Here is a 23,090-nt window from a genome sequence, read left to right as displayed (position 1 = left end):
AACCAATGTAAACAAACCAATAAAGGTTATCGGTAATGGAAAAAAAATATATTACGGCACAAGAACTATTAGAAGACTCTTTTAGGTTAGCGGCAAAAGTATATGAAGATGGTTTTAGACCTCAGTTTATTGTAGGGATCTGGCGTGGGGGTGCGCCAATAGGTATTGCTGTTCAAGAATTTTTCGATTTTAAAAAAGTTGAAACGGATCATATTGCTGTAAGAACTTCATCTTATTATGGTATCAATAAGCAAAGTAAAGAAATAAAAGTTCATGGTTTGCATTACATTATTGAAAACGCAAACGCTGGTGACGGCTTATTAATTGTCGATGATGTTTTTGACTCAGGCAGAAGCATAAAAGCCCTAATTGCTCAGTTAGAAAAATCTATGAGACAAAATATGCCTAAAGATGTGCGCACTGCATGCCCATGGTATAAACCAAACAATACTCAGGTTGACATAAAACCAACGTATTATGTACATGAATCAGATGAGTGGTTGGTTTTTCCTCATGAGTTATCAGGGTTAACTCCTGATGAAATAAGAGAAGGGAAAACAGATTTGGCGAATGTACTTGATTTATTAGTGTAAGTTAAATCCAATATAGAGAAATAAAATGAGTCGATTAGTTTTAATTTGTTTTGTGCTATTAGTTTCAGGCTCTGTTTACGGTAAAACAACAAAACCTGTTGTCATTTTACTTTCTATTGATGGCTTTTCGTATAATTATTTAGCCAAACTACAGCCTAACCATATACTTAAGTTTGCTGACTCAGGGGTAAAAGCTAAGCTTACCCCTGTTTACCCAAGTAAAACATTTCCAAATCATTTATCCATAATTACCGGTGTTTATCCTGCTAATCATGGCATCATTAATAATAGCTTTTATCATCCAACCTTAGGTGTGAAGTATAAATTAGCTGCGGGTAAATCGAATAGTGCCTGGTTAACAGCTAAACCTTTTTGGGCTATAGCGGAAGAGCAAGGTATAAAAAGTGCGGTGTATTTCTGGCCAGAATCAGAAGCGATAGGACAGGGCAGTGAGCCTACTTATCACATTCCATATAATAAAACTAACTCTGAACAAGAAAGGTTTGATCAAATAATTGACTGGTTGAAGCTTCCACAAGCAGACATGCCGCGATTTATTGCAAGTTACTTTTCAAGTATTGATGAAACTGGCCACAAGTATGGCCCAAATTCCCCTGAACTAAAAACGGCTGTAAACAGTTTTGATAAATTATTTGGTAAATTTATTGAACGTTTAGAAAATGAAATATCATTCGAGGTTAATATTATTCTTCTTTCTGATCATGGTATGGCATCCATAGATCCAAATAAGAATATTACGCCTTCACATGTATTCAGTGACGAACATAAAGCTTTAATTGCTGATAAATCAATAGTAACTACCAAAACTAGTACACAACTATATATTTATTTTGACGATAAAAAGATAACTAAAAAACAACAAGCTCAAATAGTTAAAGGCATAAATGCTAACCAACAATTATATAATGACCTTTATAGTGTTCATCAAAAAGGTCATTTTCCTAAACATTGGCAGTTTAACCGAGACTTAGCAGTTATCCCTGATGTTATTGTGGAAGTAGCAATCAATGGCAGTATCGTAAACCCTAAGTACGCCAGTAAAAATTCCGCTACACATGGCTACGACGTTGAAGAAGTTCCAGATTTAACGGCGGTCTTTTTAGCTTCTGGTCCTAATATTATTAAGGGAAGGGAAGTTGAACCTTTTGAAAATATTCATATCCTACCGATGTTAAATCAATTATTAGAATTAAAGAAGACACCTAATATAGACGGCAGAAGCGCGGTATTAACACCTATTATTAAAATCAAATAAATTATAGGCTAGCAATCTCAACCCAATATAGTGTAATCTTGCAATTAAACGAATTATCAATAACTAACAATAAAATATAAGCTAAATGAAAAACTCTTACATTGCCAGACAAGCCATTCTAAATGACAAATCACAAACTATTGGTTATGAACTTTTGTTTAGAGATAGCCCTGATAATAAGTTTCCAGAAATCGAATTAGACATTGCAAGTTCAAAGCTTATTATTCAAAACCATATACATGGCGATATTGAAACCATAAGTATGGGTAAACTTTCATTTATTAATTTTACTGAAAACTGCCTAATACACAAATTTCCGTTAATGTTTGATAAAGACACGATAGTAATTGAGTTAGTTGGCCAAGAAAAGCCCACCAAGAAACTCCTAAAAATCATTAAGTTTTATCATGAGAAAGGCTATAAAGTTGCATTAACTGAATATGATTTAGCACCTCATTGGGATTTATTATTTCCTTATATAGATATTGTTAAAGTTGATATTGAAAAAATAAACACCAAGCGTTTATTACCTGCTGTAGCCAGAATGAAGCCGTTTAATGTTGCTATTGCAGCAGAAAAAGTTGAAACAAAAAATCAACAGCAAACACTAGCAGAAGTTGGTTTTGATTATTTTCAAGGCTACTTTTACCATGAGCCGGAAGTTATTGAAGGGCAAGCATTAACTCCTATTAAAGCACAAATGTTGCATCTGTTAAGTGAAACATTTAATTTTCCTCTTAATTACGACACTGTAGCAGAGATAATCAGTCACGATGTTAATTTAACCGTTGGTTTATTGAAAATGGTTAATAATGTTGCCACAGGTACGCGTGTTGAAATAACTTCATTAAAACAAGCCGCTGCATACCTAGGTGAAGACAAACTAAGGCAATTTGTTTCAATTTTAGCGCTTTCGAATCTTACTTCCGAGACAACGGATGAAGTTTGCAAACAAGCCTTGATTACCGGCAAAATGATGCAAGCATTAAGTACTAACAAAGCCTTTAAACCTGTTAGTGATTTTGCTTTCATAACCGGTTTACTTAGTGCAATAGAAGTAATGTTATCAATGCCAATCTCTGAAATTGTTAAAACCATGCCATTAGCACAACCAATTGAAAAAGCGTTAGTGGAATATGATGGCTTACTTGGTCAGTTGCTCGATATAACAACTAGTTATATTTTGGGTAAAGAAAACTTAGCCTCAGACGGAAGTTTAGAAGATAACCTCGAACAGTATTCATTAGATAAAGAGTTAGTACAGCAAGAATTCTTAGCCGCTAGTGAATGGTGTAAGAATCTAAACTTAGATTCTTTAAACTCATAAAACAATTCATACATTCTTTAACTTGAATACTTGGCTTATACAGCTAATTAAAATAACGATAAATGTAATAACTATATGTATGGCCATAAACATAAATTAAAACAGATAATCTTTTAAAATGTGCATTTTAATAAGTAATAAATATATCAATTATTCATGCAGTTACAAGTTACTTCAGTTTTAAACAAGTATTTACCCTCAATTTGCTCTTTATTATCTTTTAAAACATTTAATATCGTAACGCTACGCGCGTGAAATATATTTTCACCAGTATTTACTCACAGATTTTACGTAGCGTTACTCTTTAACTAATTGTTTACGCATTAATTTCAAGTATATTTAATACTTTAGTTTGTATCGACCTTTAACTGCTGTTGCTTCTAATTTTAATCTTAATCTTATAGATTTTCTACTAATGTCGTGAGCTTAGTTATGGTATTTAAATTTCGCCCAGTAGATGTTTGATTTAAACAAGTCAATATATTTGCAACAAGCTTTGATCGGCCGATACCATTAGGCGCATACAAATAAAACACATTTCCTTTTACTATGTATTGCTCTGATGGTGACAAATATTTATCAAGCTTAACTCGATCTAATTCGATGTCATGTTTACAAAAGTAATAATGAACATACTTTCCATCAAATTCTTTAAAGGGGTTGTTTATGTTCGCTTGTGTTAAAGATGTTTCTGTTAACGCAAATATTTCTGGGGAAAAGCCAAAGTGTTTAGATACAATGTCTTGTATATTAGCTATTGGATTTTCTTCACTTTTTAATACTATATTGCCACTTTGAATGTAAGAAGTAACTCCTTGATAATTATATTTATTAAGTGTTGTCACTAGCTCTTTCATAGGCACTATGTTTTTGCCACCTACATTAATCCCTCTAAATAAAATAATATATTTTTTCATTGTTCCTCTTCTTATAAATTGTTTTCTAATGAATTTTTCAATATATCAGTATGTTAATTTTTAATTTGTCGCTATATAGCTCGCAACTTTTTAGTGTAATTTATTGATGTTTACTTGTAGCAAAGTAAAATGATTAGTTATATGTAACGCTTGTGATTGCTTATCTAGCCTTTAAGATTAACTCTATCGCTTTTTTAATTCACAAGTAATTATTTTTTTGAGTAAATTTATGCCTGCTAGCACCTTTGAACAGCAATCAGCTTCTGATGTTTACCTGCTTTCACTTCAGTCAAAACAAAGTCGTGTCACTATGACTTCCATGTTGAATGTGATTGCCTATAAGCTATCGAAGAAAAAATCGCATCAAAGCGTCGACTGGTCAATTTTGCATTATGAAAAAGTGCTGATGTTACTGTCTGATCTTGCAGATGAAGGAAAATCCCCTGCTACCATTAACGTCTACTTATCTGCTTTAAAAGGTGTAGCTAAAGAGGCTTGGCGTAAACAATTAATTTCAGTTGAAGCCTATCAACATATCAAAGAAGTTAAGCGTATTAAAGGAACGCGCAGTATAAAAGGCCGAGCATTAGATTTAGAAGAGTTAAATATTTTAATTGATTATTGCATGGCGCAAGAAGGCGTTATTGCAATGCGTGACGCTGCGGTAATTGCCTTAACTTATGGTGCCGGTTTGCGTCGTCATGAAGCAGCAGGTTTAATGCTATCAGATTTGGATGTTGTTGAAGGTACCATTAAAGTACTGGGTAAAGGAAATAAAGAGCGTTTAAATAGCTTGCACAATAAAAATTTAGATATTATTCAGACTTGGTTAGAAGAACGTGGAACTGAGCCTGGACCCTTATTTTTAAGAGCAAGGAAAGGTAATCGTTTAGTAAATGAACCGATTTCAGGGCAAACTATTTACGATATTATCATTAGACGCTATAAAGAAGCGGGATTAAAGCGTCTTACCCCACATGATCTAAGAAGAACCTTTGCAACTAAGCTTTTAGAAAATGGTGAGGATGTTTTTTTAGTACAAGATTTAATGGGACATTCATCGGTAGAAACCACAAAGAACTATGATAGACGTGCTGAAACTGCAAAGAAAAAGGCAGCTAAAGCGCTACCTTTTTAGTTAATTTAAATAAATTATTAAGTTAATTGTTTAAATTAATTACCTAAACTTCCACTGTATATTTATACCAAGTAGATTAAGGTCTTTCCCACTCAGCGAGAATTAAAAGGCTTAGAGGCAAAGCATTGATTGAAGAGAATGGTTATTCCCTTGTCAAAATCAATAACGCAGCATGTAAGCCTTTTAACCTCGCCCTTTGGGAGCTTGCTCGATGCCCACTAACTTCGTTAAATTTATTTGATTTAGAATGACTAAACCTAAACAAATTTGCCTTGTTATTGAACATCGAGCATAGCTCTGAGTAGGGAAGAAATTTAATCAAATTGGTATTAGATTCAAACTACTGTTCAAAAGGCACAATTTTCATAGCTAGTTGAGGATCAAATCTTACATTATGCCAGTTCATTCGCCAATCTAAGTGTGGTCCGGTTACCCTACCCGAGTTTCCAACTTTCGCAATCACTTGCCCTTGTTTTACTATATCGCCAACATCTACCAGTGAGTCACTTAAATGCAGAAAATTAGACGTGATACCATGGCCATGATCAATTACTAATGTACCACCAGAATAGAACATATCTGGCACCCATAACAGTACCTTTCCTGCTGCGGGTGCTTTTACCGGTGCCCCAATGGCACCTGCATAATCAACCCCATAGTGTGGGTTTTTAGGTACGCCATTATAAAAACGCTGGCTGCCGTATACGCCGGTAATACGGGCTTTACGTGGTGCAACGAAACCTTGAGAGAAATCAGTTAAATCACTTGATACTTTTCTGACTTCTTTGATCATTTTACTGTCTTTTACAGCACGTTCATTGGCCTTTTTATTAGGGTTCATAATGCTTTTTTTGATTCCTTCAACCCGTGAAATGTTATATTCACGTTTTTCAGGAACTAGCACTTTTTTATCAACACTTCCATCTGTTAACTCTACAGATAAGGTGTACTTATTCGTATCATCACGAGAAAAAGCAAAAACATAATCCCCTTTTTTAGACACAGGAAGAATACGATCATTTAACTTTACAATACTACCAGGTTGAGTTTTACCAATTATTAAACCGCCCTGCTTTATTTCTCCAGATAATTTAATCTCAGCATGAGCCGATAATGCTAATAGTGAAGATAAACATAAGGTTGTAATTGACTTAAACATTAACAATAGCTCCTTTAGCAACCCCTTCATAGGCGATTACTTTTAACGATGATTGTGCAAAGTCTTTCTTTAGTTGTCGTGCTATAAAGTCAGCTAGTAATTCCACGGTTGAATCACAATCTACAACATCAAGTACTTGTGTTGAAACAGCTATATCAAAGCGACCTTGTGGTGCTTGATAAGCGAAAAATTGATGATCGGGTGTCAAATATTGAATTGCTTGCTCAGATAATTGGATATCATCTTGGCTAACTCTATCACTTTCACTTGCGATATAGATATCTTTCCATCTTTCGCACCACTTTGCTTCAAGAGCAGTATTTTTTTTGTCATTAACGAATAGCTGTATTTTGGATCTGTGCCCATGTGCTATGCGCTGACAGTTACCATCATGAAGTTTTAAACCATGTGTATAGTGATAATAATCACCCTCAATATTTTCAGGACGCAAGTTAAGTGTTAGCCCTTTTACATTATTAGGTAATTGCTCCAAAATGATTGTAGTTAAATGGTTTTTAACAGATTCAATTGTAATAGTATTACTTTCTATTTTGGCAAAAGCACATTCAGGCGATTGTAAATGATAGCTTGCACGTTGAGATAAAAAGTCTATCGTTTCATGTTGGTCATTATGCTGAGATGCTAGTAATGTTAAAGCTGTTTCTTGCATTGGCAGCAATAATTTATGATCAACCGCGTCATCGATAATGGCTTTGATTTGTTTTTTTACAATAGCAAAATCGAGTACCATACTTTGTTCATTTAAGGAGCCATCAAGTAAAACATCGACAATCCAGCTTTCACCGACAATACCACGTGCTTTACAAAGGTATGAAAAATCAATAACAGTAAGGTCATTTACAAATAATTGCATTATTATCCTCTCAACCCTATTTTACTTGCCAAGCAATAGATTCACTAGCGCGAATAGGCACTACAACATCACTACCAAACGATAATGTTGCTGGCACTTGCATTGGTTGCTTAATTAGTGTGATTTTATCTTTATTAACAGGTAATTGATAAAAAGCTGGGCCATTTAAACTAGCAAAAGCCTCTAATTTATCTAATGCCCCTTCTAATTCAAAAACTTCAGCATATAGCTCAATTGCTGCATGCGCAGTATAAGAGCCAGCACAACCACAAGCCGATTCTTTTGCATGCTGGGCATGTGGCGCTGAATCAGTACCTAAGAAAAACTTAGCGCTACCACTGGTGGCAGCTTCAATCAATGCTTCTTGATGAGTGTTACGTTTTAAAATAGGTAAACAGAAGTAATGTGGACGTATCCCACCTACTAACATATGGTTGCGGTTAAATAACAAATGATGCGCAGTGATGGTAGCCGCCACGTTATTTGATGCTGACTTGACAAAATCAACCGCATTTTTAGTTGTGATGTGTTCAAGAACCACTCTAAGGTTAGGATAGCTATCAACTAACGGAATTAAAATGGTATCTATAAAAACTTGCTCGCGATCAAAAATATCAATGTCATCATGAGTCACTTCACCATGAATTAATAAAGGCATGCCAACACTTTCCATAGCAGCAAAAACATCTTTTAGATTATTGAAATCAGTAACACCTGAAGAAGAGTTAGTTGTTGCGCCAGCGGGATAAAGTTTAGCTGCGTACACCAAGCCAGACTCTTTAGCTTCAATGATATCTTCAGGAGAAGTATTATCTGTTAAATAAAGTACCATTAATGGTGTAAAGTGAGCGCTAGGTTGCTCTGCCATAATTCTTTGGTAATAACTTTTCGCTAATGCAGTATTTGTCACAGGTGGAACAAGGTTAGGCATAATGATAGCGCGGCCAAAATAACGACTGATATCTTTTACGGTATTTTCTAACACTTCACCGTCACGTAAATGTACATGCCAATCATCTGGTCGAGTAATTGTTAAGGTTTCACCTTGTTGTAAACCTGAGTTTAATTGTGTTTTGTCTGTCATTGTCTTTCCAAAAAGAATAAATCTATAAATTAATTATTGCTATATTATCAACAAACTAAGTGTAACGCGTTACACTTTAAGCGTTAAATATAAGGCTATTCAATTGTTTCATCAGTTGCATTAGCCGCTAATAGTGCTTGAAGTTGCTCTTTTAAATTAGGTGGAACTTTAAAAATAGTGATCGAATCATTGTGAGGATTATAAACCACATCTTGCCCAAAATGACTTCGCTCGAAACTTAAACTAATGCCACTGCCATAACCTGAATACTTGGTGATTTTATTTACCACGGTTTGATCATGTGGGAATGTTTCTTCAATTGGGTAAGATTGCTGCTGGCAAAATTGGTAAAAATCTTGTTCGTTGCCATTAGCATCCGTTGAGGTATGCCCTATTACCTTACCTACTTCTTGAACTGATACGTCTTGCGAGCTTGCTCTTTGTTCTTTACAGTAATTAAGTAATTCTTTACGTGTTTGTTGTTTTTCATTGGCATCAAGCTGATTAACGGCCACATAATCTTCAACTGCTTGTACTAGTGTTTGTGTTTGTTCTTTGGCATCAAGACCTTCTTCACAGCCTAAAAAGTCTAAAAAGAAATCTGAAACTTTTCTGCCTGCTCTGCCTTTAATAAAAGAAATGTAACGATTGCCACTAGCATTCTTTTGATAATCGAATAAGTCTATTCGAGCGGCAAGCTGTAGTTTACTAGTATCAAGGTGTTGGTCCGCTGAAATATTTAACTCGCCATCAACACTGTAATGCTCTGAAACTGGGATAACGGCGACCAGTAAGTAACGTCCTCCCATGTACTCATAATGACATATTACTAAATAACCACTCTCTTCAAGATCGTATTTTTCAATTTCATTTTTTAAGGTGTTTGCCGCTTGAGTACTAAACCGATAAAAACTTTGTTTCTCACCAAAGTAACTTTCCATTAAATCAACAAACCTTGCAGTTGTTAACTCGCCATCATCATTTCCTTCAACAGGGGCATTACTAAAGCTACCATAAGCTTTAGAGCCTTTACTGTTATATATGCTATGAAGACCATCAACAAAAGCTGTGATTTTTGAGCTTAAATCAATTTGTTCAGGACCAAGGCGTAATGAAACTTCACCTGATTCTTGTTTTTTGGAGATAAAATGTAAGGCGATGTTTGAAATAATTAAACTCATAGTTAAAGGTCTATCTATTAGTATATTGTTCAGGCATTTGATAAACTAAGGAAATATAATTTACCATCAGCAATTAAGTGTCATTATGCCCATTGTATCTAAATACTCCAATGAACGTGTAGAAAAAATTATCCAAGAATTAATGGATGTACTTGTTAACGAATCAGCAACAACAGATTTAGCTCTGATGTGCTTAGGAAATACAGTAACTAATGTTATTAGTAAAATTCCTGCAGACAAGCAAAGCGCTATTGTAGACAATTTTACGCAAGCATTAAAACAATCTATCCAGAAAACTCACTAGTTTTATAAATTTAACCATAATAAGAAGAATTACACTCTATGGTCTCTTTTGACAAAAAAAGCTATAGCAAGAAATTATTACACTTAATCAGTTGGAGCCACTGGTTCACCTTTTTCAATATAATTGCTGCCATTGCCTTATCCTCATTTTATTTATTTAGTGAATCAGCACCAGACACGTTTTTAGGACAAATTTATTTAGTGGCAACTTGGTTAAGTCATATTGCCTTCTTAACCTTTATGAGTTTTGTGTTAATTCTGTTTCCCATAACCTTGGTATTTCCAAACACAAAATTTATACGCACCAGTGGTTCAATCATATTTACCGTTGGTTTATTGTTGTTATTGTTAGATGCCTTTATTTATAGTCGTTTAGGCTATCACCTTAGCGCGTCATCTAGTGCTCAAATTATTGACTTGATAAAAGAAATAGCGCAAGAGAATAGTTTGTTTTATGTGGTTAGCGGTGCCTTAACCATTATTATTTTAGGTTTTGAATTTACGATCAGTAATTATGCTTGGAAGCACCTGAAACAATTACAAAAAACCGTTTTTGCTAAATTTGTAGTCACTGGTCTTGTTGTCGCTTTCTTTTTTAGTCATTTAACACACATTTGGGCAGATGCTAATTTAAATTATGATGTGTTACGTCAAGATACAGTATTACCATTGTCATACCCTGCAACAGCAAAAACATTGCTAACAAAATATGGCTTGTTTGATATTGAAGATTACATTGAGCGTAAAACTAGCCCGTTATCTTTCAGTCAAGCCATACCAGAGTATCCTAAACTAATGTCATCTCAATGTGTAAATAAAGATATTTCAAATTCAGTTTTTTTGATTTTAACAGACGAGCACTTAAGTGAAGGTCAGTTGCAACAATTTTCTAGCAGACTTACTACCAAAAGTTTTCAGTTAAACAACCATGTAGACACCACCATGTCACAAGGTGCTTGGTTTAACCTTTTCTATTCATTACCAAGTATTTATCAACAAGATATATTAGCCCAAGAAAGTAAACCATTGTTGTTTCAATCGTTAGAAAAAAATAACTTAGTAACCACCTATACGCTAATTGATAAAGATAAACCCCTTGAAGATTTTTCTTCATTATGGCTTAGCTCATTATTCAGTGATTATAACCAGTTAGCTGATATTTCAAGTTTAGTGTTTGCTGATCGCTTAAATAGCAAAGCGCCAGGTTTACATGTTATCTACTTTAAAGGCACTAAAACAGAACAAAATAATAGTGCTAGTAGTTATCAATTTGAGTTGTTTGTTGAGGCTTTATTGTTAGCGCAAAAGCAAAAGCAGCAAAAAGATTATATTTGGATCAGCTCAATAGGTAATCAAAGCCAAGATACACGCTTGTCTACTAAAACAGCATTATTTGTTACGCCTAAACCATCTAAAGAAGAAACACAGCAGCTTGATCTAATTACAAGTCAAATGGATTTACAACCAAGCTTAATCAGCAATTGGTTAGGCTGTAAAATCGATAGTAAGCTTTATGCTAACGGCAATGATTTAATAACTTTAACAAAAGATCGCATTATCGCTAATACCACACAGGAAGGTATTATGGTATTTAATAAAGATAAATCTGTGTTGATTGACCAAAATGGAAACTTTCAAAGTTATTCTAGTCAATTAGCTGCCCCGATCACCGTAAATAAAGATTTTCCTTTGATGATAGATGGCGTTCACTTTATTAAGCGCTTTTCACTCAATGCAGTAAATGAACAATAACTAAACAATCTGATATTAAGTAATTAACTTTATACTACAAACTTATGATTATCGTTGCATTAAAGCAATAAATCATTAATATACACAGCGCAAAGAAAAGGATAAAGCACCCTACTTTATCGTAACAAGCAATTGGTACTGTTTCTTTGTGATATCGGGGTATAGCGCAGCTTGGTAGCGCGTGCGTCTGGGGGACGTGAGGTCGCAAGTTCGAATCTTGCTACTCCGACCATACCTTCAAAAAGGAGCCCGTAGGCTCCTTTTTTTTGTTCTAGTTCTAATTTCTAATTTCTAATTTCTAGGCATCATTCACTTCAATGATTTTATTTGCCATTAGCTTTCTAGTTATTGCTGGTATATCGGTATATTCTTGGGTATTTGTTTCAATGATTTCATCATCGATAAAACTCAACTCTTCATCAAGGTAATGGCTATCAGATTGTGACTTCACTGCTTGTTTTTTACTGATTAAAGAAGAAATACCAGAAGCGATTATTAATATCTCGATCTCAGAAGATAAATTTGGATCAAGCGTGACACCTGGCACTATCAATACTGACTTATTAGAGACTTTGTCTCTAATGTGAGAAATCAAATCATTGTAAGTAGAAAGTTTCGGTTCTGATTTACAAAACAACTGAAAGATTATCCCTTTAGCCGTATCAATATCAGCCATTGAAACTAAGGGGTTATTTAATGCTTGAGTTAGAGCATCAAAAGCTTGCTCTTCATTTTCAGCTTTACCCACACCTAAAATTGATTCTCCTTCAAACGATAAAATACTGGCAAAGTCATTTTTATCCACATTGACATAACCTGTTTCCGTTAACATTTGCACTAAAGATAACAGTAAGTTTTTTAAAACTTCGTTACTTTGGTTAAAAGCTGAAAATAAACCGACACTTTCACCTAAGCCTTTTAATAAAAGATCATTTGAAAGCGTAATATAAGCATGAACTGGCTCTTTTATATCTTCTATCCCTTTAAGCGCAAAATCCATTCTACGCTGCCCTTCTGATTCAAAAGGTAAAGTCACAACAGCTAAACAGTTTATATTTAAGTCTCGAGCAACTTTGGCAACAAGCGGGCTTGCTCCAGTTCCTGTACCGCCACCAAATCCAGCAGTGATAATAACTACATCACTGTCTTTTATTGCATTACTGATCGTTTCTTCACTTTCTAAAGCAGCTTGCAAGCCAATCCTTGGATCAGAACCTGCGCCATAGCCTTTGGTAAGTGTTTCACCAATCAATATTTTGTTATCAACTTTGACTGCATTCAATGCAGCTAAATCTGTATTTACCGCGACTAAGTTTACTTTAGATGACAAATTATTATCAAATAACATATCAATTGTATTACAGCCACAGCCGCCAATACCAACAACAGTAATCAGTAGATTTGGCTTAGCTTGTATAAGCTCTTGCATAAGTTTTCCTAATCAATTACTTGTCCGTTATTTATGTGTGCAACATGGAGCGATGTAAAAGCATCTATTTTTAATTTGTAAAGACACAATGTAAGCATCATTTTTACTCCCTAAATCCATGTGATCTATTCTTATTATAATGATCAAGTTTTAAAACTGCCAATAGCATTTATAACTCTAGCACCTTTTATTTAGCCACTTTACCCATAAAAGCACTAAATTTCTTATCTAAATTATTATCCAAACTAATTTCTAAATTTACTAAGCAAAGGCACTAGTAAGTATTCACATTTTAGACTCTAGAGTTATCGGGGTTGCAAATAATTTCTACATAAGAGTTGTCAGGGTTATAACTATGCTCCACCAAGGGGTTATTGGAGTTGTTAGTAATTTGACATATAGAGTTGCCAGGGTTACACTATTAAGGTGTGATTTTAATGAGTGAATAGAAGATGAAATACCCAATTGTTTTTGAAAATGAAATAAGTGAAGAAGGTTATGTAATTAAAGTACCTGACCTACCTGGTTGTTCAGTGAATGCGAGCACTATTGATTTAGGATTAGAAAAAATAACTAAAAATATAAAATCACATTTAGCTATTTTGGCTGAATATGGAGAGAAAATTCCAAATGCTTTAAGTATTGATAAACACAGAAAGTTGTTTGCGAATGAAAACCCACATACTTATTCACAAGCTTTTTGGGCTGTTGTTGATATTGATATAACCGCTTACTTAGGAAGAAGTCATAAGATTAATGTCACCTTACCTGAATTATTGATAAAGCAAATAGATGAGCGTGTAAGCAAAAGCACTGCTTATAAAACCCGTTCAGGCTTTATAGCAAGTGCTTGTTTGGCGGAATTAGAAAAAGAGCGCGAATGACGGTTAACTTATTACTCTAACTGATTTATTTATAAGATTGAGCAGTCGATTTGTGTTGCAGCTTGAGTAATCTTTTCATGTAGGCCTGTATTTGCATCTTGATAAAATTCAAATTCGGCAATTTTTGGTATAGGTAATAAAGACTCTAAAGAACTGATATTCTCTGTTAAATTACTCATTGGCTCTTTATCCGCAGAGTTAGCAATCCAAGCAATACAATGTAGTCCATCAGATTTAATCGCTTCATATGTTAATAGTGCATGGTTTAAGCAACCTAACTTCATATTTACCACTAAAATAACACTTTGCTGTGTCGCTTTAACGAAATCAGAAAGATAGACATTTTTTTCTTGATTGCTGGTTAATGGTAAGCGCCATCCCCCTGCACCTTCTGTTATTCTTATATCTGCATTGGTAGACTCAACTCGTTGATAACCAGTAGTTATTTCATCAACAGTAATCGTTTTATTTACTTTTGCAGCCGCAATATGTGGGGCAATAGCCTCTTTAAAAGCAATTGGGTTCACTTCACTGATGGTTTGCTGGCTATTGGCAAATTGACTTAGTAGTAACGCATCTTCATTAACAAGGTTGCCATTTTCTAAATAACAGCCGGCAGAAACAGGCTTATATACAGCAACTTTTTTATCTTGATTAATAAGTGCCTGCGTCAATGCACAGGCTACAAAGGTTTTACCTGCATCAGTATCTGTTGCAGTAATAAAGTAATTTTTCATAAAGCTTATTAATTAATTGTTTAGTTTTACAACTAAACCAGAATATAGTCGGTAAGTTGCAGGGTAAATGCCGCTTGGCTCAAGAAAGTCTTTATAGTGCTCTGTCATAGCAAACCATTTATCTTTTCCGGATAAACCACGATTTCGCTTTTGTGGTAAATGGTTTGCCCCTAGACCTTTTAACTCTCTAGCTAAATGAATAACATTTTGATATTCAAGAATAATATCTTGGCATTTAGACTCAATAACACTAGCCCTGTCATGATTAAAATAGCGAGTTAACTCTTCTTCTGTTTTAAAGTTAATCACATGTTGATCATCATCTACTTGTCTCCATGAAGATTTTAACTCATGTAAAGTGCCATCAACTAAGGTGGTAAAGATTATTAATCCGCCTGGTTTTAATACACGTAGCATTTCATTGACGGCAGACTCTAGAGGCTCACACCACTGAATAACTAAATTCGAATAAATAAAATCGATACTATTATCTTGTAATGGAATTTTATGAGCATCAGCTTCAAGCCAACTTATATTTTTGTTTCGTGCTTTAGCAGCAAAACGCAACATTTCTGTAGAGAGATCTAGGCCGATTACTTTGTTATATGAACCCGCTAGTAAGTCAGTAAAAAAACCTGTACCTGAGCCAAGATCTAATACCGTAAGATCATTTCTATTGGGCAACCAAGGCATTAAATGTTTACCTGAAAAACGCTGTAATCGAGCAGAAACATCATAAGATTGACTTGCTGAGCCAAAAGTTTTTGCTATTTTCTCTCTATCAACGTTAAGTTGCTTATTAAGGGTCATTAAATTTTTAAACCTTCTTTAACACAGGGCTTTATTTAAGCTTTCTGCTAATGCACTGATTTGATTGTGGTTATGATTAGAGCAAATGGTTACGCGTAACCTAGATGTACCTTTTGCTACTGTAGGTGGACGTATAGCCGTTAACCAAAAACCTGATTTTTTTAATTGTTCACTGACATCGAGCGCTTTTTGTTCATCACCAAGAATGATGGCTTGTATTGACGACTGTGATTTTATGACAGTAATACTAGGATCTAATAATTCAGTTAACAAACTATTTAACTCAAAAATCTTATCTCGACGCCATTGCTGAGATTGAATGATCTCGATACTTTTAACTGTTGCCCAGGCAAGAGCTGGAGAAATTGCAGTAGAGTAAATATAATGCCTAGCAAAATTAATCAAATAGTCATGCAAGTTTTCATCACAAGCGAGAAATGCACCATTTGTTGCTATTGCTTTACCAAAGGTTGCCATCGTAATATCTGGTTTTATAAAAGCATTACTTCCTTGCCCCTGCTCACCTATAACACCAATACTGTGTGCATCATCAAGATAAAGCCATGCATTATGAGCGTTAGCCAACTTAGCAAGTTCAACTAAATGCGCTTGATCGCCATCCATTGAAAAGATGCCTTCTGAAGCTATAAGCCTATTTGCATGTTCTGAATTGTTTAACAAATTAGACAGCCTTGCCATATCATTATGCGCAAATCGCTTGACCGTTGCTTTAGATGAAAAAGCACCATCAATCATTGAGGCATGAGAAAGTTTGTCTAATAGAAAGCAAACTTCACTTGATTGCCCTAACGCTTGAAATAGCGCCATGTTGGCGGTAAAACCACTTGAAAATAATAAACACTTTGGTTTATTTAACCACTGGCAAATTGTTTCTTCTAATACTTGATGAGCATAGGTAAAACCAGTGACTAAACTGGATGAGCTACCAGATAAACCAAATTTATCTACGCCCTCTTGCATAGCCTCATTTATCTCTGGATGATTATTTAATCCCAAATAATCATTAGAGGAAAAATTTATATACTCTTGACCATCAACGACAATAATCGGCTGATTTTGCAATGTACCAGTATTTTTGGGTTGAGCGCATACACGCTGTCTGTAACGAGAGTTATTTCTCTGCTCAGCCAGTTTGTCATTGATAAAGTCGAAAGACATAAAGCTAACTATTCAGCGTTATAAAATAAATCTTTATGTTGCTCATTAGCCAAAGCGGTTTTAAGTTGTTGCTCTTCAAGGCTACTTTCATCAACTACGGTTTCAGTATTGATACCAAGCTTTCTAAATAACTCAACATCTTTATCCGTTTCTGGATTTTCTGTCGTTAACAATTTGCAGCCATAGAAAATTGAGTTTGCACCTGCTAAAAAGCACAGCGATTGCATTTGTTCATTCATTTCTGAGCGCCCTGCTGATAAACGCACATGGGATTGAGGCATCATAATACGTGCAACGGCAATACAACGAATAAAGTCAAAGCTTTCAAGATCGTCTACATCAGCTAAAGGCGTTCCTTCAACTTTAACTAACATATTAATAGGGACACTTTCAGGCTGTTTAGGCAAGTTAGCTAGTTGCACAAGTAATGATGCTCTATCAACCGCTTTTTCACCTAAACCAACAATACCACCACTACATACTTTCATACCGGCACTGCGAACGTGATCTAAGGTATCTAATCTGTCTTGATAAGTACGTGTGGTAATGATCTGATTATAATGCTCAGGTGAAGTATCTAAATTATGGTTGTAGTAATCTAATCCGGCATCTTGTAATTGAGCTGCTTGATCTTGAGACAACATACCTAAGGTCATACATGATTCCATACCCAATGCTTTTACGCCTTTGATCATATCAAGCACGATAGGCATATCACGCTCTTTTGGGTTACGCCATGCAGCGCCCATACAAAAACGAGTTGAGCCCATATCTTTAGCTTTTTTAGCTGCTTCTAATACTTTTTCTACTTCGAGTAAACGTTCTTTCTCAAGGTCTGTTTTATTACGGGCACTTTGAGAACAATATTTACAATCTTCAGGGCAAGCGCCTGTTTTTATAGAAAGTAAGGTACTTACTTGAACTTCATTGGCATTAAAGTGCTGTCTGTGAACGGTTTGCGCTTCAAACATAAGATCATTAAAAGGTTTCGCAAATAACGCTTCAACCTCTGCTAAGGTCCAATTGTGACGAACCGGAGACAGATCCACGGCATTATTAAGTACGGCTGATTCTACTGACAAGGACATAATTACTCGTTTGCATATAACTAAATTAACGGGTAGTCTAGCCATCCTAATCGTATTGTCAACAAATTAGCGCCCCACAAGTTTACAAATGAACAAAAAACACACTAAATTGATTGAGTTTGATAAAAATCACGTTTGGCATCCTTATACATCTATGTCTTCGCCCTTACCTTCTTATTTAGTTGAAAGTGCTGAAGGTGTTTATATTCAGCTTGCTGATGGCAAAAAACTTATTGATGGTATGTCATCATGGTGGTCTGTGCTCCATGGTTATAATCATCCAAAATTGAATGCTGCATTAGTTGAACAAGCCAATAAAATGTCGCATGTGATGTTCGGTGGCTTAACGCATCAAAGTGCAATTGATTTATGCGAAAAACTTGTTCAGCTAACACCTACGAGCTTAAATAAAGTATTCCTTTCTGATTCTGGCTCAGTAGCCGTTGAAGTTGCGATAAAAATGGCTTTTCAGTATTGGCAAAGCAAAACAAACGAAAAAAACACTAAAACAAAATTACTCACAGTACGTAATGGTTATCATGGCGATACCTTTGCCGCTATGTCAGTGTGCGACCCTGTTACTGGCATGCATCAAATATTCGAACAAGTGTTGATGAAAAGCTATTTTGCTCCGGCTCCTACCGTTGGCTTTTATCAACAATGGCATGATGAAGACACTCAATGTTTAGCGAAATTATTTGAAACGCATCATCAAGAATTAGCCGCATTTATTATTGAACCAATAGTACAAGGTACTGGTGGGATGCGCTTTTATCATCCGCAATACCTTAAAGCTTGTAGAGCATTATGTGATCAATATGATGTACTCTTGATTGTTGATGAAATAGCTACAGGCTTTGGCCGCACAGGAAAATTATTTGCCTGTGAATGGGCAGATATCAGCCCAGATATTATGTGTTTAGGTAAAACATTAACGGGTGGTTATATCACCTTAGCGGCAACATTATGTACGGATACTATTGCCAATACTATTAGTAAGGGTGAAGCCGGTTGTTTTATGCACGGCCCAACATTTATGGGTAATGCCCTTGCTTGCGCGGTTGCAAATGCAAGTATTGATTTATTATTTGAAAACAATTGGCAAGAACAAGTGCAAAGCATTGAGAAGCATTTGTTGGCATTGTTAGCTCCATTAGGTGAACATACTCGAGTTCAAGACGCCCGTGCCCTTGGTACTATTGGCGCAGTTGAATGTACTCAGTCCGTAAATGTTGCGCAAATTCAAAAGCGATTTGTTGAATTAGGAGTTTGGATACGGCCGTTCGGAAAATTGATTTATATTATTCCGCCCTTAGTGATTACAAAAGCAGAAATAACAAAATTAGTAAGCGCTATAGCAACAGTACTTAATGAAGATAATTGTTTTCTTAACGACTAATAACATAATTTAAAATTACCGATAACCAAAACAAATTAATGAACAGTAAAAAATATAAATGGTAATGGGGACCATCGCTATAACGACGGTTTCGGTATTTATTAATCAACTGTGCAGCATAACTACCTGCAGCACTTGACCAAATAATCATGTATAAATAACCTGTCAACGGGGTAAGCCAAAAACGGCGAATTTCAATATCGTGATAGCGGGCAACACCATAGCTTTTCTCAGGTGCCGCATAAAAAGACATAACCAAAGCAAAAAGAAACATCAGCCAACTAAGCACACTTAATATTTTGGCAGCATAAAACCAAAAGTCAAAAGACTCTCGACGCTCTTTAATTGGTTTTGTTTCAGTAGATTTCATCTTATCTCACTACTTTCATCGTTTACTTAAGTTGATAACCTTATTTTTTTCATGATTGTGACTAAATTTGATAAATTTTACTTGTTAAACATAACAGTCACGGTAACATATCACCCCATTTTCTGCGTAAAAGCAAATTTTCAAGTATTAGATAATAAATAAGAGGTCATTCAATGTCAGTTATAGCAATTACTGATGTGTTAGCGGGTAAATATCCTGTTGATGAAACTATAACCCTACATGGTTGGATCAGAACACGCCGCGACTCTAAAGCGGGTATTTCTTTTTTAGCTATTCATGATGGTTCGTGCTTCGATGCCATTCAAGCCATAGTGCCTAATGATCTCGAAAATTATCAAGAAGATGTATTGAAGTTAACCACAGGTGCTTCAGTTAAAGTGACAGGTATTTTGGTTGAATCTCCAGGTAAGGGACAATCATTTGAAATTCAAGCAACTGCTGTTGAAGTGTTAGGTTTTGTTGAAGACCCTGATACTTACCCAATGGCAGCTAAACGTCATAGCATCGAATTTTTACGTGAACAAGCTCACCTACGCGCCCGTACAAATATTGGTGGTGCAGTGACACGTGTTCGTAACTGTTTAGCGCAAGCTATTCATCGTTTCTTACATTCAAAAGGTTATTTTTGGATCAGCACACCTTTAATTACAGGTAGTGACTGTGAAGGTGCTGGCGAAATGTTTCGTGTTAGTACCTTAGATATGGAAAACTTACCACGAGATGATAGCGGTAAGGTTGATTACAAGCAGGACTTTTTCGGTAAAGAAACATTTTTAACCGTATCTGGCCAGTTAAACGTAGAAACATACTGTAACGCGTTATCAAAAGTTTATACTTTTGGCCCTACTTTTAGAGCAGAAAACTCTAATACTTCTCGTCACTTAGCCGAGTTTTGGATGGTTGAGCCAGAAATTGCATTCGCTGATCTTGCTGATGCAGCCGACTTAGCAGAAGAGATGCTTAAATATGTATTACAAGCTGTATTAGATGAACGTGCTGATGATATTGCCTTTTTCCAACAGCGTGTCGATAAAACAGTGATCGATAGATTAAAGTCTGTCATCAATACTGATTTTGTCCGTTTAGATTACACTGACGCAATTACAATTTTAGAAAATTGTGGAAAGAAATTTGAAAACCCTGTTTCTTGGGGCGTTGATTTAAACTCAGAGCACGAGCGTTATTTAGCAGAAGAGCACTTTAATGGCCCTGTAGTTTTACAGAACTACCCGAAAGACATCAAATCATTCTATATGCGTTTAAATGATGACGGTAAAACAGTTGCAGCTATGGATATTCTTGCACCAGGTATCGGTGAAATTATAGGTGGTAGTCAACGTGAAGAACGCCTTGATGTATTAGATAGCCGTTTAGATGAAATGGGCTTAATCCCTGCAGATTACAGCTGGTATCGTGATTTACGTCGTTACGGCACCGTACCTCACTCAGGTTTTGGCTTAGGTTTTGAACGCTTAGTAGCTTACGCAACAGGTATGCAAAACGTACGTGATGTTATCCCATTCCCTCGTACACCAAATAACGCTGCGTTTTAACGTACTTAGTCGTTAAAAATTGGCGAGTTATTGTTTAAAGCATTAACTCGCCATTTTTATACTACTGCCAATAGCTTACTTTACCTGCAACAGATTTAGCTGGCTTTAATGGTAACTTCTTACATTCAGATCCTATATATAAAAAACCTACAATCTCATTACCTTGAGTAATGTTTAAACCCGCTTTCACTTTGTCGTTATACGCTAACTCCCCTGTTCGCCACATGGCATTAAAACCTAATGCAACAGAAGCCATTTGCATGGCATGTGCACAACAGCCTGCAGTAATTATTTGTTCTTGCTGCGGTACTTTTTCATGGTCAATAAACTGAGTACTAACAACAATGATCATTGGTGCACGAAAAGGCATTTTGGCTATTTTTTCTAAATTAGCAGTTTTTTTATCACTAGCAGCAACAAGCAGCTCACTTAAACGCGTTAAACCATTACCGCTTATAACAGTAAAATGCCAAGGTTGAAGTCCAGCATGATCCGGCACACGCATACCCGCAGCTATGATGTCATCAACTTGTGATGAAGTTGGTGCAGGCTCTGTCAGTAAAGGGTTTGACTGTCGACTTTTTAAAAATTCTATATTGCTCATAAGCTTTGATACTTTCTCGCGTGTTTCTTAATTATCTACGACATAGTGTAAACAGATAACTATGACTTAGGTAGATCAATTTTTAAATCATATGTGTATTAACAATGAATAAAGAGAACTGTAAAGCTTAATTTCCTTTATTTAACAGTTAACTTGAAACAGGTGCTTGACATAAAAGCTATACCTAGCCAATATGAAATCAGTATTAACACTTATAGACGAAACTTAACCAATAAAATGAATAACGCTGTGGCACTGTTGCTCAAACGAATGAATTTAGCCTTTAGCTTACCAACTACATGTTGGCTGAGCCTGGTCATTCGTGTATGGCCAAAACGTGCGGAGTGTTATAGTTAGTTTTTTTATCTTTAAGTAAACTATACCTGAGCCGCAGAAGTTAATTTTGCGGCTTTTTTGTTTATATCAATAATCAACCGCAATAGCTCTGCAAGCAACCAATGTAAGTAAAAAGGAAGTGTACAATGCAAGTATCAATTGCATATTTAGCGGTGTTATTAATTTGGTCGACTACGCCGTTAGCGATAGTCTGGAGTAGTGAGTCCATCAACCCTACCATGGCTGTGCTTTTACGTATGGTGATTGCACTGATATTAGGTACTTGTATTATTTTAGTGAAAAATATCACTCTTCCTTGGCACAAAGAGGCTCTGCGATTATACAGTTATTCTGCGTTAGGAATTTTTGGTGGCATGCTGTTTTCCTACCTTGCAGCTCAATATATATCTTCTGGAATACTGTCATTAGTTTTTGGCTTATCACCTGTGTTATCAGCTATTTTTGCACAAAAAATATTAGCTGAGCCAAAGATGAGTCAAGTAAGAAAACTGGCAATGCTGATGTCATTAATTGGTTTGGGGCTTGTTTGTTCTGACAATTTTTCATTACAAGATAATAGCATTTATGGTTTAGTCTTTATTTTTATTGCTGTGTCGTTATTTAGTTTGAGTGGTGTTTTGGTTAAAAGTATTTCGCTTGCCATTCATCCTATGGCGACTACTATCGGTGCCCTTTCCATAGCTACACCATTATTTTTATTAACTTGGTTATTATTTGATGGCTCTTTAGATGTTAACCAATGGCAAGCAAAGTCAATTTGGTCAACGCTATATTTAGGTGTGTTCGGCTCATTGATAGGTTTCTTTGCCTACTTCTATGTCCTACAAAGATTAACAGCAAGTACTGTTGCTTTGATCACACTGATTACACCCGTTGTTGCCTTAACTTTAGGCGCTAAACTTAATAATGAAGTGCTCAATAATAAATTACTTATCGGTGCGGCATTAATAATTCTAGGATTAGCCTTATATCATTGGGGAGAAATCTTTATAAACTCAAAAAAACGTAAAGAAGTTCTGATAACCAACAACAAATAGACAATTGATAGCTGTCAG

22 protein-coding genes and 1 tRNA gene are annotated in these 23,090 nt (G+C 35.5%); 11 read left to right on the top strand and 12 right to left on the bottom strand.

The genetic code is table 11. The features are described 5' to 3' along the window. The first annotated feature begins 35 nt into the window (after positions 1 to 35). The 3 genes from AC27GZ_RS10865 to AC27GZ_RS10855 all read left to right on the top strand — a co-directional run bounded on the left by AC27GZ_RS10865 (position 36) and on the right by AC27GZ_RS10855 (position 3,196). A complete protein-coding gene (locus AC27GZ_RS10865; RefSeq protein ID WP_487095045.1) occupies positions 36 to 593 on the top strand; it encodes a phosphoribosyltransferase in 558 nt (185 codons plus the stop codon). 25 nt (positions 594 to 618) lie between these two features. Beyond that, positions 619 to 1,869 carry an alkaline phosphatase family protein gene (locus tag AC27GZ_RS10860; RefSeq protein WP_487095044.1) on the top strand — a complete coding sequence of 417 codons (1,251 nt, stop codon included), beginning with the start codon at positions 619 to 621 and terminating at the stop codon, positions 1,867 to 1,869. Between the two features lie 85 nt (positions 1,870 to 1,954). Continuing rightward, the gene (locus AC27GZ_RS10855; protein WP_487095042.1) at positions 1,955 to 3,196 is read left to right on the top strand and encodes an EAL and HDOD domain-containing protein; all 1,242 of its coding nucleotides are present in this window, start codon (positions 1,955 to 1,957) and stop codon (positions 3,194 to 3,196) included. Between the two features lie 398 nt (positions 3,197 to 3,594). Here the strand turns inward: AC27GZ_RS10855 and AC27GZ_RS10850 are convergent, their stop codons facing one another. Further along, complete coding sequence (locus AC27GZ_RS10850; protein WP_487095040.1) at positions 3,595 to 4,113, bottom strand: DUF1697 domain-containing protein; 519 nt, start codon at positions 4,111 to 4,113, stop codon at positions 3,595 to 3,597. A gap of 229 nt (positions 4,114 to 4,342) precedes the next feature. Between AC27GZ_RS10850 and AC27GZ_RS10845 the strand changes: the two genes are divergently transcribed. Further along, entirely contained in the window at positions 4,343 to 5,251 is a 909-nt protein-coding gene (locus AC27GZ_RS10845) for a tyrosine-type recombinase/integrase (RefSeq protein ID WP_487095039.1), read from the top strand. Between the two features lie 340 nt (positions 5,252 to 5,591). Here the strand turns inward: AC27GZ_RS10845 and AC27GZ_RS10840 are convergent, their stop codons facing one another. The 4 genes from AC27GZ_RS10840 to yejK all read right to left on the bottom strand — a co-directional run bounded on the left by AC27GZ_RS10840 (position 5,592) and on the right by yejK (position 9,549). Continuing rightward, the gene (locus AC27GZ_RS10840; RefSeq protein WP_487095038.1) at positions 5,592 to 6,410 is read right to left on the bottom strand and encodes a M23 family metallopeptidase; all 819 of its coding nucleotides are present in this window, start codon (positions 6,408 to 6,410) and stop codon (positions 5,592 to 5,594) included. Beyond that, a complete protein-coding gene (locus AC27GZ_RS10835) occupies positions 6,403 to 7,284 on the bottom strand; it encodes a 6-carboxytetrahydropterin synthase (protein WP_487095037.1) in 882 nt (293 codons plus the stop codon). The genes AC27GZ_RS10840 and AC27GZ_RS10835 overlap by 8 nt, the downstream gene beginning before the upstream one ends. 16 nt (positions 7,285 to 7,300) lie before the next feature. Further along, entirely contained in the window at positions 7,301 to 8,368 is a 1,068-nt protein-coding gene (gene pyrC, locus AC27GZ_RS10830) for a dihydroorotase (protein ID WP_487095035.1), read from the bottom strand. A gap of 95 nt (positions 8,369 to 8,463) precedes the next feature. Continuing rightward, entirely contained in the window at positions 8,464 to 9,549 is a 1,086-nt protein-coding gene (yejK, locus tag AC27GZ_RS10825) for a nucleoid-associated protein YejK (protein ID WP_487095033.1), read from the bottom strand. An 85-nt stretch (positions 9,550 to 9,634) separates the two neighbouring features. On the opposite strand from yejK, the gene AC27GZ_RS10820 reads away from it, so the two are divergent. The 3 genes from AC27GZ_RS10820 (at position 9,635) to AC27GZ_RS10810 (ending at position 11,836) form a co-directional block, all read left to right on the top strand. Beyond that, entirely contained in the window at positions 9,635 to 9,853 is a 219-nt protein-coding gene (locus AC27GZ_RS10820) for a YejL family protein (protein WP_487095031.1), read from the top strand. Positions 9,854 to 9,891: 38 nt separating this feature from the next. Beyond that, positions 9,892 to 11,604, top strand: a complete 1,713-nt coding sequence (locus tag AC27GZ_RS10815) for a DUF3413 domain-containing protein (RefSeq protein ID WP_487095029.1) — start codon at positions 9,892 to 9,894, stop codon at positions 11,602 to 11,604. A gap of 155 nt (positions 11,605 to 11,759) precedes the next feature. After that, a tRNA-Pro gene (locus tag AC27GZ_RS10810) sits at positions 11,760 to 11,836 on the top strand. A 66-nt stretch (positions 11,837 to 11,902) separates the two neighbouring features. Here the strand turns inward: AC27GZ_RS10810 and AC27GZ_RS10805 are convergent. Then, on the bottom strand, positions 11,903 to 13,033 hold the full coding sequence (locus AC27GZ_RS10805) for a cell division protein FtsZ (protein ID WP_487095027.1): 1,131 nt from the start codon (positions 13,031 to 13,033) through the stop codon (positions 11,903 to 11,905). A gap of 452 nt (positions 13,034 to 13,485) precedes the next feature. Here AC27GZ_RS10805 and AC27GZ_RS10800 point away from each other — a divergent pair, with 452 nt between their 5' ends. After that, on the top strand, positions 13,486 to 13,917 hold the full coding sequence (locus tag AC27GZ_RS10800; protein ID WP_487095026.1) for a type II toxin-antitoxin system HicB family antitoxin: 432 nt from the start codon (positions 13,486 to 13,488) through the stop codon (positions 13,915 to 13,917). Between the two features lie 29 nt (positions 13,918 to 13,946). Here AC27GZ_RS10800 and bioD read toward each other — a convergent pair whose 3' ends face one another. The 4 genes from bioD to bioB are packed head-to-tail and all read right to left on the bottom strand — an operon-like array spanning position 13,947 to position 17,731. Then, positions 13,947 to 14,654, bottom strand: coding sequence for a dethiobiotin synthase (gene bioD, locus AC27GZ_RS10795; protein ID WP_487095024.1), 708 nt, complete (start codon positions 14,652 to 14,654; stop codon positions 13,947 to 13,949). Positions 14,655 to 14,666: 12 nt separating this feature from the next. After that, complete coding sequence (gene bioC, locus AC27GZ_RS10790; RefSeq protein ID WP_487095023.1) at positions 14,667 to 15,464, bottom strand: malonyl-ACP O-methyltransferase BioC; 798 nt, start codon at positions 15,462 to 15,464, stop codon at positions 14,667 to 14,669. 18 nt (positions 15,465 to 15,482) lie between these two features. Continuing rightward, positions 15,483 to 16,643, bottom strand: coding sequence for an aminotransferase class I/II-fold pyridoxal phosphate-dependent enzyme (locus AC27GZ_RS10785; protein ID WP_487095021.1), 1,161 nt, complete (start codon positions 16,641 to 16,643; stop codon positions 15,483 to 15,485). Between the two features lie 8 nt (positions 16,644 to 16,651). Beyond that, the gene (gene bioB / locus AC27GZ_RS10780) at positions 16,652 to 17,731 is read right to left on the bottom strand and encodes a biotin synthase BioB (RefSeq protein WP_487095020.1); all 1,080 of its coding nucleotides are present in this window, start codon (positions 17,729 to 17,731) and stop codon (positions 16,652 to 16,654) included. 88 nt (positions 17,732 to 17,819) lie between these two features. On the opposite strand from bioB, the gene bioA reads away from it, so the two are divergent. Beyond that, entirely contained in the window at positions 17,820 to 19,130 is a 1,311-nt protein-coding gene (bioA, locus tag AC27GZ_RS10775) for an adenosylmethionine--8-amino-7-oxononanoate transaminase (RefSeq protein ID WP_487095019.1), read from the top strand. On the opposite strand, the gene AC27GZ_RS10770 is transcribed toward bioA, so the two are convergent. After that, positions 19,120 to 19,500, bottom strand: coding sequence for a hypothetical protein (locus AC27GZ_RS10770; RefSeq protein WP_487095018.1), 381 nt, complete (start codon positions 19,498 to 19,500; stop codon positions 19,120 to 19,122). The genes bioA and AC27GZ_RS10770 overlap by 11 nt on opposite strands. Before the next feature lie 173 nt (positions 19,501 to 19,673). On the opposite strand from AC27GZ_RS10770, the gene asnS reads away from it, so the two are divergent. Then, on the top strand, positions 19,674 to 21,074 hold the full coding sequence (gene asnS / locus AC27GZ_RS10765) for an asparagine--tRNA ligase (protein ID WP_487095016.1): 1,401 nt from the start codon (positions 19,674 to 19,676) through the stop codon (positions 21,072 to 21,074). 61 nt (positions 21,075 to 21,135) lie between these two features. On the opposite strand, the gene AC27GZ_RS10760 is transcribed toward asnS, so the two are convergent. Next, positions 21,136 to 21,678 carry a nitroreductase family protein gene (locus AC27GZ_RS10760; protein ID WP_487095014.1) on the bottom strand — a complete coding sequence of 181 codons (543 nt, stop codon included), beginning with the start codon at positions 21,676 to 21,678 and terminating at the stop codon, positions 21,136 to 21,138. A 482-nt stretch (positions 21,679 to 22,160) separates the two neighbouring features. Here AC27GZ_RS10760 and AC27GZ_RS10755 point away from each other — a divergent pair, with 482 nt between their 5' ends. Continuing rightward, complete coding sequence (locus AC27GZ_RS10755; protein WP_487095013.1) at positions 22,161 to 23,072, top strand: DMT family transporter; 912 nt, start codon at positions 22,161 to 22,163, stop codon at positions 23,070 to 23,072. Positions 23,073 to 23,090: the final 18 nt, after the last annotated feature.

Source organism: Colwellia sp. SU-HH00943, assembly GCF_057546125.1.
Note: the sequence above shows the minus strand (reverse complement) of the source record. Positions and strands in the feature narration are given on the sequence as shown.